Annotated in this window: 11 protein-coding genes; 8 read left to right on the top strand and 3 right to left on the bottom strand. The window is 68.2% G+C overall.

Translation table 11 applies throughout. The features are described from left to right. The first annotated feature begins 60 nt into the window (after positions 1-60). The gene (locus NFH66_RS07460) at positions 61-1,092 is read left to right on the top strand and encodes a nucleoid-associated protein (RefSeq protein ID WP_349609527.1); all 1,032 of its coding nucleotides are present in this window, start codon (positions 61-63) and stop codon (positions 1,090-1,092) included. 199 nt (positions 1,093-1,291) lie between these two features. After that, positions 1,292-3,091: an ABC transporter transmembrane domain-containing protein gene (locus NFH66_RS07455; RefSeq protein WP_349609525.1), complete on the top strand. Its 1,800-nt coding sequence runs from the start codon at positions 1,292-1,294 to the stop codon at positions 3,089-3,091. A gap of 19 nt (positions 3,092-3,110) precedes the next feature. On the opposite strand, the gene NFH66_RS07450 is transcribed toward NFH66_RS07455, so the two are convergent. From NFH66_RS07450 to NFH66_RS07440, 3 genes are read right to left on the bottom strand one after another with little or no spacing between them, the layout of a single operon-like run. Beyond that, on the bottom strand, positions 3,111-5,486 hold the full coding sequence (locus NFH66_RS07450; protein WP_349609524.1) for a DNA polymerase II: 2,376 nt from the start codon (positions 5,484-5,486) through the stop codon (positions 3,111-3,113). 4 nt (positions 5,487-5,490) lie between these two features. After that, on the bottom strand, positions 5,491-5,793 hold the full coding sequence (locus NFH66_RS07445) for a DUF1294 domain-containing protein (RefSeq protein WP_349609523.1): 303 nt from the start codon (positions 5,791-5,793) through the stop codon (positions 5,491-5,493). Then, on the bottom strand, positions 5,790-6,560 hold the full coding sequence (locus NFH66_RS07440; protein WP_349609521.1) for a metallophosphoesterase: 771 nt from the start codon (positions 6,558-6,560) through the stop codon (positions 5,790-5,792). Before NFH66_RS07440 ends, NFH66_RS07445 begins: the two co-directional genes overlap by 4 nt. 267 nt (positions 6,561-6,827) lie before the next feature. Here NFH66_RS07440 and nhaD point away from each other — a divergent pair, with 267 nt between their 5' ends. The 6 genes from nhaD (at position 6,828) to NFH66_RS07410 (ending at position 12,000) form a co-directional block, all read left to right on the top strand. Continuing rightward, positions 6,828-8,255, top strand: coding sequence for a sodium:proton antiporter NhaD (gene nhaD, locus NFH66_RS07435; protein ID WP_502878671.1), 1,428 nt, complete (start codon positions 6,828-6,830; stop codon positions 8,253-8,255). Positions 8,256-8,388: 133 nt separating this feature from the next. Next, positions 8,389-8,646 carry a type II toxin-antitoxin system Phd/YefM family antitoxin gene (locus tag NFH66_RS07430; RefSeq protein ID WP_349609518.1) on the top strand — a complete coding sequence of 86 codons (258 nt, stop codon included), beginning with the start codon at positions 8,389-8,391 and terminating at the stop codon, positions 8,644-8,646. Beyond that, positions 8,634-8,930 carry a type II toxin-antitoxin system RelE/ParE family toxin gene (locus NFH66_RS07425; RefSeq protein ID WP_349609517.1) on the top strand — a complete coding sequence of 99 codons (297 nt, stop codon included), beginning with the start codon at positions 8,634-8,636 and terminating at the stop codon, positions 8,928-8,930. Before NFH66_RS07430 ends, NFH66_RS07425 begins: the two co-directional genes overlap by 13 nt. Before the next feature lie 17 nt (positions 8,931-8,947). Beyond that, entirely contained in the window at positions 8,948-9,838 is an 891-nt protein-coding gene (locus NFH66_RS07420) for an NAD(P)-dependent oxidoreductase (RefSeq protein WP_349609515.1), read from the top strand. 113 nt (positions 9,839-9,951) lie between these two features. Beyond that, the gene (locus NFH66_RS07415; protein ID WP_349609514.1) at positions 9,952-10,806 is read left to right on the top strand and encodes an AAA family ATPase; all 855 of its coding nucleotides are present in this window, start codon (positions 9,952-9,954) and stop codon (positions 10,804-10,806) included. Positions 10,807-10,809: 3 nt separating this feature from the next. Next, a complete protein-coding gene (locus tag NFH66_RS07410; protein ID WP_349609513.1) occupies positions 10,810-12,000 on the top strand; it encodes a vWA domain-containing protein in 1,191 nt (396 codons plus the stop codon). The last annotated feature ends 22 nt before the right edge of the window (positions 12,001-12,022 follow it).

Genomic DNA, 12,022 nt, shown 5'->3' with positions numbered 1-12,022 from the left:
ATCGGCAACGCACCGCGCCAGGTATCATCCGGCTCCTCGTCCACCATCGCGGGAGCCCCCATGCCGATTCTCAACGCCATCGTCCATCGCATCGAGAAGGCCGGCGACGCCCCGGCACGCCTGCTGCCGGCCAGCGCCGCCCTGCCCGCCTCGGACGCCCTGGAGGCCATGCTGGAGGGCCTGACCCGGGCCTATCATGCCAAGAGCAAGGCGTGGGGGCACTTCCATGCTGGCGGGCTCGACACGCCAGGCGACGCCGAGGCGGATAGCCAAGGCGAAGGCTCGGTGCTGGCGGCGGAGATCACCGACTATCTCGAGGAGAAACGGGAGTTCGTGGCCCTGACGCGGGGCGTCGCCGAGCGCCTGGCCAGGCTGCTGGACGCCCATCTGTCGGTCTCCGGCGACCTGATGGTGCTGGACACACGCTTCGGCGATGCACGCTTCCTGACCCTGGCCCTGCTGCACCATCGCGAGGGCTTCGCCATCGACGACACCCTGCAGCCGGTATCCGCGCGTCAGCTCAACCTGACGCAGATGAGCCTGGCCGCCCGGCTCGATATCAGCCAGTGGCAGGGCGGTGATTCCAGGCAGTACCTCTCCTGGACCCGCGAGCGTGGCGGCAAGGCACTCGCCGAAGGCTTCGCGGCCCTGCTGGGTGCGGTGGAGGGCGTCGATGCCCCCGGCGAGACCCGCACCCTGCTCAAGGCGTTCAGCGACTACGTGGAGCAGGAAGACCTGGCGGAGGAGGCCTGTCGCGAGAAGACCGAAGCACTGGTCGACTACGCCAGCGAGCAGGCCAGCCGCGGCGAACCGATCACTCTGGAGGAACTCTCGGGCATGCTCGACGAGCAGCAGCCCAGGGCCTTCTTTGATCATATCCGCAATGCCGACTATGGGCTGTCTCCGGAGATCCCGCCGGACAGAAAGACCCTCAACCGCTTCCGGCGCTTCACCGGCCGCGCCGGCGGGGTGTCGATCAGCTTCGACTCCCACCTGCTGGGCTCCAGCGTGGAGTATGACGAGGAGCAGGACCGGCTGATTATCAAGCAGGTGCCCAAGCAGCTCCGCGAGCAGCTCAAGCGCCAGGAGTGAAGGCGCGAGGCGGCGCTCTCGTGTCGGGCATCACCTCTCAGGCGACAGTGTCATCGGCGAACAATACCCATGAACGGCAACGGCCCGCGACGCCTGTCGAACGCAATGACACTAGAAGCAGGGCCGGGGCATCATGCAGCGCGCCGCCCGGGCTGTTATCGTCGCGGCAATGCCGGAAGGCGTCCCGCAAGAGAGCCCCATGACCGAGCGTCCCGATCCCCGCGTGCTGCTGCGCCTGCTGTCGCTGCTCGCCCCCTATCGATGGCGCCTGGCGTTGGCCGCACTGGCGCTGCTGCTGGCCTCCGGCAGCGTGCTGCTGCTCGGCCAGGGGCTGCGCCTGGTGATCGACCAGGGCTTCCTGGCCGAGGATGCCCGCCAGCTCAACCGGGTGCTGCTCGGCATGCTGGCCGTGGTGACGGTACTGGCGATGGCCTCGGCGCTGCGCTACTACTTGGTAACCTGGATCGGCGAGCGGCTGGCCGCGGACCTGCGCCGCCGGGTCTTCGACCACCTGTTGACCCTGGAGCCGGGCTTCTTCGAGAGTGCCCAGGGGCCGGGACAGGCCGCCGGCGAGATCACCTCACGACTCACCGCCGACACCAGCGTGCTGCAGAGCCTGTTCGGCTCCTCGATCTCGCTGGCCCTGCGCAACCTGCTGATGCTCGCCGGTGCCGTAGCGCTGATGCTGGTGACCCAGCCCTGGCTCTCGGCCATCGTGCTGCTGGGCATCCCCGCCACCGTGCTGCCGATCCTGTGGTTCGGCCGGCGGGTGCGGCGGCTCTCGCGTGTCAGCCAGGACCGGGTGGCGGAACTCGGCCGCTATGCCGGCGAGGCCCTGTCCGGTATCCGCAGCGTCCAGGCCTTCACCCATGAGACGATCGATCGGCGCGACTATGCCGGGCGCGTCGAGGAGGCCTTCGCCAGCGCCGTGACGCGCACCCGACAGCGCGCCATGCTGACGGGGCTGGCCATGCTGGCGGTCTTCGCGGCGGTAGGCATCATGCTGTGGCAGGGTGGCCAGGCGGTACTGGCCGGCACCATGAGCGCCGGCGAGCTCTCGGCCTTCGTCTTCTACGCCGTGCTGGCGGCCGGCGCCGTGGCGACCCTGGCCGAGGTGGCCGGGGATGTCCAGCGGGCGGCGGGGGCAGCGGAACGCTTGCTGGAGCTGCTGGATACCCGCCCCACCATCGCGCCACCGGCCTGCCCAGTGCCGCTGCCCCGCCCCCTCGCCGGCGAGATCCGCCTGGAGGGGGTGAGCTTCACCTATCCAGGGCGCGACACCCCGGCGCTTGAGGCCTTCGACCTGACCATCCAGCCGGGCGAGCGAGTGGCGCTGGTGGGCCCCTCCGGGGCCGGCAAGAGCACCCTGCTCGCGCTGCTGCTGCGCTTCCACGATCCCGACAGCGGCAGCCTGCGCCTGGACGGCATCGACCTGCGCGACCTGGATCCGGGCGAGCTGCGCTCGGCGCTGGGCCTGGTGGCCCAGGAACCCGTGCTGTTCACCGGCAGCGTGGCCGACAACCTGGGCTATGGAGACCCCGGGGCGGACCTCGAGGCGCTGCGCGCCGCCGCCCGGGACGCCAACGTCCTGACCTTTATCGACGCCCTGCCCCAGGGCTTCGATACCCCGCTGGGCCCGGGTGGCGTGCAGCTCTCCGGTGGCCAGCGTCAGCGCCTGGCGATTGCCCGGGCGCTGCTCAAGGATCCCCGGGTGCTGCTGCTGGACGAGGCGACCAGCGCCCTGGATGCCGAGAGCGAGCGACTGGTGCAGCAGGCGCTGGACCGGCTGATGGTGGGCCGCACGAGCCTGGTGATCGCCCACCGCCTGGCCACGGTGGTCGCCGCCGACCGGCTGCTGGTGATGGACGAGGGGCGCCTGGTCGCCGCCGGCCGCCACGCCGAGCTGATGGAGACAAGCCCGCTCTATCGCCATCTGGCCGAGCTGCAGTTCGCCACGCGCTCCTCGGGCGCCAGCCGTGAGACGCCCCCCATACCCTGACCGACCCCGGCCCGCCGGTTTAGAACAGTCCCAGTTGGCGGTCGATCAGCGCCGCGAAGTCGTCGCCCACGAAGGGCAGGATGGCATCGGCCACCGGCTGGAGCTGGCGGGTCAGGTAGTGGTCGGCATCGATCGCCGCCCGGCGCCGCTCCAGGGGCTCGGGCCCGGCCACCGTCATCACGTAGCGGATCCAGCCCCCCTGCTGGTACTGGCGCGGACGGCCCAGGCGGTCGTTGTGCTCGTCGGCGAGCCGGGCGGCGCGCACGTGGGGCGGCACGTTGCGCTGGTAGTCGGCGAGGCGCCGGCGCAGCCGCTTGCGGTAGATCAGCCGCGCGTCCTCCTCGCCTTCCCGGGTGCGGCGCAGGAAGTCGCCGACGAACGCCTGCACGTACTCGCGCCACGGCTCGCCGGCGAAGACGCGCCGGTAGAGCTCCTGCTGGAACTCCTTGGCGAGCTCCGTCCAGTCGCTGCGCACCGTCTCCAGGCCCTTGAAGACCAGCCGCTCCTCCCCCGCCGCGTCGCGCACGAGCCCGGCGTAGCGCTTCTTGCTGCCCGCCTCCGCGCCGCGGATGGTGGGCATCAGGAAACGTCGGTAGTGGGTCTCGAACTGCAGCTCCAGGGCGCTTTTCAGGCCGTACTCGACGGCCAGGTGCTCGCGCCACCAGGCGTTGACCCGCGCCACCAGGCGCCGGCCGATCGCCGCTGCCTCATTCTCCGGGTGCGCGCGGCCGAGCCAGACGAAGGTGGAGTCGGTGTCGCCGTAGATCACGGTAACCCCCTCGGCCTCGATCAGCTCGCGGGTGCGATGCATGATGGCGTGGCCGCGCATGGTGATCGACGAGGCCAGGCGCGCATCGAAGAAGCGACAGCCCTTCGAGCCCAGCACCCCATAGAAGCTGTTCATGATGATCTTGAGCGCCTGGGCGAGCGGCGCGTTGCCGGCCCGCTTGGCGGCCTCGCGCCCCTCCCCGACCCGCGCCACGATGCCCGGCAGGGCGTGGCGAGTGCGCGAGAAGCGCGCGCCCAGGTAGCCCGGCACCGAGGCGGCGTCGGTGGGCTCGGCGAGCCCCTCCACCAGCCCCGCCGGATCGATCAGGAAGCTTCGGATGATCGACGGATAGAGGCTCTTGAAGTCGAGCACCAGCACCGAGTCGTAGAGGCCGGGGCGCGAGTCCATGACGAAGCCGCCGGGGCTCTCCGCGGTCTCGCCCGCGCCGAGGTTCGGCGCCACCAGGCCCAGCCGGTGCAGCCGCGGCAGGTAGAGGTGGGTGAAGGCCGCCACCGAGCCGCCGCTGCGATCGGCGGCGAGCCCGGTGACGCTGGCCCGCTCCAGCAGGAAGGCGAAGAGCTCGGTGTGCGCGAAGATCCGCGTCACCAGCTCGCAGTCCTTGAGGTTGTAGCGCGCCAGCGCCGGCTTGTCCTCGGCGAAGAGGCGCAGGATCTCGTCGAGGCGCTGGTAGGGGGTCTCGATCGCCTTGCCCTCACCGAGCAGGGCCTGCGCCACGTGCTCGAGGCTGAAGGAGGGGAAGTGCCAGGTGGCCGAGCGCAGCGCCTCGATGCCGTCGATGATCAGCCGACCCGCCGCCGAGGCGAAGAAATGATTGGCCTGGTGACCGTGGGCGCGCCACTCCATCTCGGCCCCGCCGCGGCCCAGCCGCAGCGCCACGCCGAGCCGGCGGGCGTGCTCGTGGAGCAGGCGCAGGTCGAACTGCACCAGATTCCAGCCGATGATGGCGTCCGGGTCATGGGTCGCGATCCAGGCGTTCAGCGCCTCGATCAGCGCCCCGCGGCTCGCGCAGTAGTCGAGGCGGAAGTCGAGCTCGCCGGCCTCGCCGTTGGGCGGGCCGAGCATGAACACCTGGCGCTGCCCGCAGCCTTCCAGGGCGATCGAGTAGAGCTCGCCCCGGGCGCTGGTCTCGATATCCAGCGAGACAGTGCGAAGACGTGGGCGGTAGCCGGGGGCCGGGCGCAGGTGCGCCTCGATCAGGCCACCCACTCCGTCCGGCGTACCCTGCACCTCCACAGGTGCGGTGATGAACCGCTCCATCAGATAGCGCTCCGGAGGACGGATGTCAGCTTCGTAGAGCGTGACGCCAACCTCCTGCAGGCGACGTCCCGCCGCCTGCAGCTCACGATAGTGACGCGCATATAGCCCAAGGACCGGTCGGTGCCGAAAGTCCTTCAACTCGAGGCCCCGCAGCTCGAGGCCCGATTCGCTACCGACCACCGACTCGGCCTCGGCACGCTGCTCAGCCGGCAGGAAGGCCACCGCGTGCTGCACCAGCAGGGTGACGCACAGTGGCCCCTCATCGGTGGCCAGCCACAGCCATACCCGGATGCCCTCGGCGGTATCCTGCCAGTGACGGGTCAGGATGAATCCTTGTCGACTCGGCAAGGGGCTACTCCAGAGCGACCAGTCGCCGCAGCCCTGCCGCGGAATCCGCCATGGCCAGCCAGGTCACGGCGCCGAGATTCAAGGCGACGCATCCCCAGAGGATCGTCCCGAACGGCTGCTTGTGGGTCTTGTGGCGAAACCAGCGCCGCGCCAGCAAGGCGCCGGGCCAGCCGCCCACCAGGGCGACAAGCTGCAGGGTCGACTCGCGGATGCGTCGCCTATCTCGGCGCGCCGCAGCCTTGTCGGTGCCATACAGACCCAGGGCCACCAGGCTCGCCAGCAGGTAGACACCACTCAGCAACATCATGGCACGCCTACTTCGACCGTCAGGTCGGGCGAGAACAGGGGCGGGTCGAACTCATCGGGATAACCGCCAGGGTTGGCGATGATGCGCGTACCACCTGATTCTAAGTCCACCGGCTCATGCACATGCCCATGGATCCACAGATCCATCCGGCCCATAAGCTGCGGCAGATGCGAGGCGAAGGCCGGAGAGGCCGCATCACCGCGATAACGGGGCGGAATGCACTCGGCCAGGGGCGCGTGGTGACTAATCACCACCCGCGGTCCATCGAACGGCTGTGCCAGTTCCCCTTCCAGCCAGGCCACCGCTTCGGCATGCAGTCGTCGGCTCTCCGCCTGGGAGAACACCACCCCATCGGGCTGCTCGATGATGTGGAAATCCGGCATGAAGGCCAGCACCCTCTCCTCGGTGAGTGCCGGATCGTGATCCGGCTTCCCCGCGTAGAGATCGAAATCGGTCCATAGAGTGGTGCCATGAAAGCGCACTCCACCCAGGGTCAGGGTGCGGTTGTCGAGCAGATGGATACCGAGACGGTCTGCCTCGACCTCCAGCTCCCTGCGCAGTTGCGGCATGCTGCTCCGATAGAACTCGTGGTTGCCGGGAACATAGAGTATCGGTGTGCCGGCGAAACGCTCCGCCGCCCACTCGAGCCCACGGGTCTTGCGCGAGATATCGCCGGCGAGGATCACCACATCGCACGCCTTGTCCGGCAGCTCTCGCTCCTTGTCGAAACATTCGAGATGCAGGTCGGAAAGTATCCTTAATCGCATGATCGGTTCCCTTTGCAGCGACCGTTCGTGCCAGTGTGATACACGCTTCAAGCAAACTCTACTGCCCATGCAGGGGCATTGGGCAGGCCCGATCGCGCTCATGCCGAATTGGCATGGCCAGGGAAATGTGCGCCGATACCGCAGCGCAGCATCGCGTGCTATAAGTAAGGGGTTTTCCCACCCTTCCCTTCCTTCCCAGGACACACTGCCATACCTACCGGCTGTCACCCTTCAGCCTGGTCGCGGAGCCTCCGCCGGCCGGGTCTTCTGCTGTCCGTCGTTTCCGTTTTGCTGCTTGCCAGCGCTCCCGCCCATGCCGTCACCGGCCCCCTGGACCTGACCGGGTCGTTTTCCGGGTTCGTGGCGGTGGCGCTGTTCATCCTCGCCTATGCGCTCGTCATGGGCGAGGAGAAGCTGCATATGCGCAAGTCCAAGCCGGTGCTGATCGCCGCCGGCCTGATCTGGGGTCTGATCGGCTGGGTCTATGTGCAGGCCGGCATGCCCACCGATGCCGAACATGCCTTCCGCGAGACCCTGCTCGAGTTCACCGAGCTGATGCTCTTCCTGCTGGTGGCGATGACCTATATCAACGCCATGGAGGAGCGCCGGGTGTTCGACGCCCTGCGCGCCTGGATGGTGCGCAAGGGCTTCAGCTATCGCCAGCTGTTCTGGATCACCGGCGGCCTGGCCTTCGTGATCTCCCCCGTCGCCGACAACCTGACCACCGCCATGCTGATGTGCGCGGTGGTGATCAAGGTGGCCGAAGGCGACAAGCGCTTCATCAACCTGGCCTGTATCAATATCGTGGTGGCGGCCAACGCCGGCGGCGCCTTCAGCCCCTTCGGCGACATCACCACCCTGATGGTGTGGCAGGCCGGCATGGTCAAGTTCTACGAGTTCTTCGCCCTGCTGGGCCCCTCGCTGGTCAACTTCCTGGTGCCCGCCGTCGCCATGAGTCTGTTCATCGGCAAGCGCACGCCGGAGGGTGTCGAGGAGGAGGTGGAGCTCAAGCGCGGTGCGCGCCGGATCGTGCTGCTGTTCCTGCTGACCGTGGCCACCGCCGTGGCCTGCCACAGCCTGCTGCACCTGCCACCGGTGCTGGGCATGATGACGGGCCTGGGCTACTTGCAGTTCTTCGGCTTCTTCCTGCGCCGCACCCTGCCCCGCTCGCTGGAGCGCAAGCGTGCCCGCTACACTCGCCTCGGCGACGACAAGCGCCTGGCCCAGCTGGGCAGCGTGGTGCCCTTCGATGTCTTCAACCGCGTGGCGCGCGCCGAGTGGGACACCCTGCTGTTCTTCTATGGGGTGGTGATGTGCGTGGGTGGCCTGGGCTTCATGGGCTATCTCGGCCTGCTCTCCGAGGCCCTCTACACCGGCTGGGACGCCACCTGGGCCAACATCGCCCTGGGCCTGATCTCGGCGGTGGTCGACAACATCCCGGTGATGTTCGCGGTGCTGACCATGCAGCCCGAGATGTCCCACGGCCACTGGCTGCTGATCACCCTCACCGCCGGCGTGGGTGGCAGCCTGCTCTCCATCGGCTCCGCCGCCGGGGTGGCACTGATGGGCCAGGCCCGCGGCTACTACACCTTCGCCGGCCACCTGCGCTGGGCGCCGGTGATCGCCCTGGGCTATATTGCCAGCATCCTGGTGCACCTGTGGCTCAACGCCGGAAGCTTCCAGGTCTACGGGTAGTGCCGAAGTTGCTAACAGACAGAAGGCCGCCTTCGGGCGGCCTTCTGCGTTGTTCAACCCTGCAGACCGCTTTGCCAAACCCCAGAAGTAGCACTATAGTATCACTCGACAGTAGATTTCGAGGATAACGCCGGTGAAAGTTGAACTGGTTACCAGCCTGAAACGCCAGGCCACTCGCATCCTGGCCGAACTGCACCACTCCAAGGAGCCGGTGATGATCACCGAGCACGGCAGGCCGTCCGCCTATCTCGTCGACGTGGATGACTACGAGCTGATGCAGCGTCGAATGGCACTGCTGGAGGGACTCTCCCGAGGTGAGCGAGCGGCCATTGAGAAACGGACGCTCACCCAGTCGGAGGCGAAGGAAAGGCTGAGCAGATGGCTGACGTAGTTTGGACCGAGCCAGCCCTCCTCGACATGGAGGACGTCGCCGACTACATCGCTCTGGACAACCCCGCGGCCGCTCGACGGTTGGTTCATGCCATCTTTGCCGCCACCGACCGCCTGGAACGCTTCCCCCAGTCAGGCCGTGTACCACCGGAACTCTTCGACTCCGTCTACCGGGAAGTGGTCGTGACGCCGTGTCGCATCTTCTATCGCCTTGATGGTGAGCGGGTCTTGATTCTGCACGTCATGCGCGAAGAGCGGCTGCTCAGGGCCTATCTATTGAAATGATTCTCGAGGTGAACCCCATGCCCCACCCCACGCTCGGCTTCATCGGCCTCGGCCTGATGGGCGACCCCATGACCCGCCGCCTGCTCGACGCCGGCTTCGACGTGACCGTCTGGAATCGCACCACGACCAAGAGCGAGGCGCTGGGCAGGGCCGGGGCAAGAGTCGCCGGCTCCATCGGCGAGCTGGTGCAGGGTGTGGACGTGGTGATGCTGTGCCTTGCCAATACCGAGGTGGTGGAAGCCGTGGTGTTCGGCGAGGGCGGCGTGGCGGAGCACGGCCGCCACGGCCAGACCCTGATCGACTTCTCGAGCAGCGACCCCGAGGCGACGCGTGACTTTGCCGCCCGGCTCGAGGCGCGCTGTGGCATGGGGTGGGTCGACTGCCCGGTCTCCGGGGGCGTGGCCGGCGCCGAGGCGGGCAGCCTGGTGATGATGGCCGGCGGCGAGGCGTCGCGGATCGACGCCCTGCGCCCGCAGCTCGCTCCGCTGGCCTCGCGTGTCACCCATATGGGCCCGGTGGGCGCCGGCCAGGTCACCAAGGTGTGCAACCAGATGGTCGTAGGCTGCCAGGCCGCGGTGCTCGCCGAGATGGTGGCCCTGGCCGAGGCCAGCGGCGTGGAGGCTGGCCGGTTGACCGAGGCGCTTGCCGGCGGATTCGCGGACTCCACGCCCTTCCGGATCCTCACCCCGCGCATGGCGGCCAGCGACTTCGCCGATCCGCCCTGGCACCTGCGTACCCTGCTCAAGGACCTGGACATGGCGGTGGCCCAGAGCCGCCGCAGCGCCAGCGCCACACCCATGAGCGGCCTGGCCGCCCAGCTGCTGCGCGCCCACGCCACCCGCGGCCATGCCGAACACGACCCGGCGACCCTGGTCGAGGCCTATCGCCCCGCCACACCAGAGGAGTAGCACCCTCCCCCGCCGCCCCGCGGCGGCGCACGGGGGCATTTGTCGCCGCGTCGCCCCTTCCGTACACTCGTTCGATCCCCTTACCCGTCTGATAACAAGCCGAGACACGATCCATGGCGTTTGATTCCACTTCCACCTACGTGGCCACCGAGGCCCTCAAGCAGGCGGTCAATGCCGCCGTGACCCTGGAGCGCCCGCTGCTGATCAAGGGGGAGCCGGGCACCGGCAAGACCCTGCTCGCCGAGGAGCTGGCGGCCTCGCTGGGCACCGAGCTGCACACCTGGCATATCAAGTCCTCCACCAAGGCGGCACAGGGGCTCTACGAGTACGATGCGGTGAGCCGGCTGCGCGACTCCCAACTGGGGGTCGAGGGCGTGGAGAACGTCGCCAACTACATCAAGCCCGGCAAGCTGTGGGACGCCTTCACCGCCGACCAGCGGGTGGTGCTGCTGATCGACGAGATCGACAAGGCGGACATCGAGTTCCCCAACGACCTGCTCCAGGAGCTGGATCGCATGGAGTTCCATGTCTTTGAAACCGGCGAAACCATCCGCGCCCGCCACCGCCCGATCATCGTCATCACCTCCAACAACGAGAAGGAGCTGCCCGACGCCTTCCTGCGTCGCTGCTTCTTTTACTACATCGAGTTCCCCGACCGGCAGACCATGCAGGCGATCGTCGACGTGCACTTCCCCGACATCGCCCCCAGGCTGGTCGGCGAAGCCCTGGAGGTGTTCTTCGAGCTGCGCCAGGCGCCGGGGCTCAAGAAGAAGCCCTCCACCTCGGAGCTGGTCGACTGGCTCAAACTGCTGATGAGCGACGAGCTGGCCCGGGAGGCGCTCTACCAGCGCGACCCGGTCAAGGCGATTCCGCCGCTGGCCGGGGCACTCGTCAAGAACGAGCAGGATACGCAACTGCTGGAGCGGCTGGCCTTCATGCTGCGTCGCCAGGGCAACCAGAGGCGCTGACGGATGTTTATCGGCCTGTTCGAGACCCTCAAGCGCGCCGGGGTGCCGGTGTCGCTGCGTGAGCTGCTCGACCTTCATGCGGTGGTGGAGCGCGGCGTGGTGTTCGCCGACATGGAGGCGTTCTACCGGCTTGCCCGCACCGTAATGGTCAAGGACGAGCGCCACTTCGACCGCTTCGATCGCGCCTTCGCGGCCTGGTTCGAGGGGCTTTCGAACCTCGACGCCGCCATCGAGGCGCTGATCCCCGACGACTGGCTGCGACGCGAGTTCGAGAAGCAGCTCTCCGAGGAAGAGAAGGCGCAGATCGAGTCCCTGGGCGGCCTCGAGGCGCTGATCGAGACCTTCAAGCAGCGCCTCGAGGAGCAGAAGGAGCGCCACGCCGGCGGCAACAAGTGGATCGGCACCGGCGGCACCAGCCCCTTCGGTGCCTACGGCTACAACCCCGAGGGGATCCGCATCGGCCAGGAGGGCTCTCGCCACCGCCGCGCGGTGAAGGTGTGGGACGAGCGCCGCTTCCGCGACTACGACGACACCCTCGAGCTTGGCACCCGCAACATCAAGATGGCGCTGCGCCGGCTGCGCAAGTTCGCCCGCCAGGGGGCGGCGGAGGAGTTCGACGTGGAGGCCACCATCCGTGAGACGGCCCGGGATGCCGGCCTGCTCAACGTGCAGTTGCGCCCCGAGCGCCACAACGCGGTGAAGGTGCTGCTGCTGCTCGACGTGGGGGGCTCCATGGACGACCATATCCGCACCTGCGAGGAGCTCTTCTCCGCGGCGCGTTCGGAGTTCAAGCACCTGGAGGCCTACTACTTCCACAACTGTGTCTACGAGGGGGTGTGGCGTAGCAACGCCCACGACCAGGTGCGCCGCCACGCCGAGCGCATCCCGACCCTGGAGGTGCTGCACACCTACGGCGATGACTACCAGGTGGTGATCGTCGGCGACGCCGCCATGTCGCCCTACGAGATCACCCACCCCGGCGGCAGCGTGGAGCACTTCAACGACGAGGCCGGGGCCGTATGGCTCCAGCGCCTGACGGCAAAATTCCCGCGCCTGGCCTGGCTCAATCCCATGCCGCGGCGGGCCTGGGACACCACCTACTCCACCCAGCTGATCCGCCAGTTGATCGACGATCGCATGTACCCCATGACCCTGGCGGGACTGGAGAGCGCCATGCGCGAGCTGGCCCGCTAGCCATCGGCGCCCGGGAGCGGCG

This window comes from Halomonas sp. H10-9-1, assembly GCF_040147005.1.
In the GTDB taxonomy this organism is placed as follows: domain Bacteria; phylum Pseudomonadota; class Gammaproteobacteria; order Pseudomonadales; family Halomonadaceae; genus Halomonas.
Note: the sequence above shows the minus strand (reverse complement) of the source record. Positions and strands in the feature narration are given on the sequence as shown.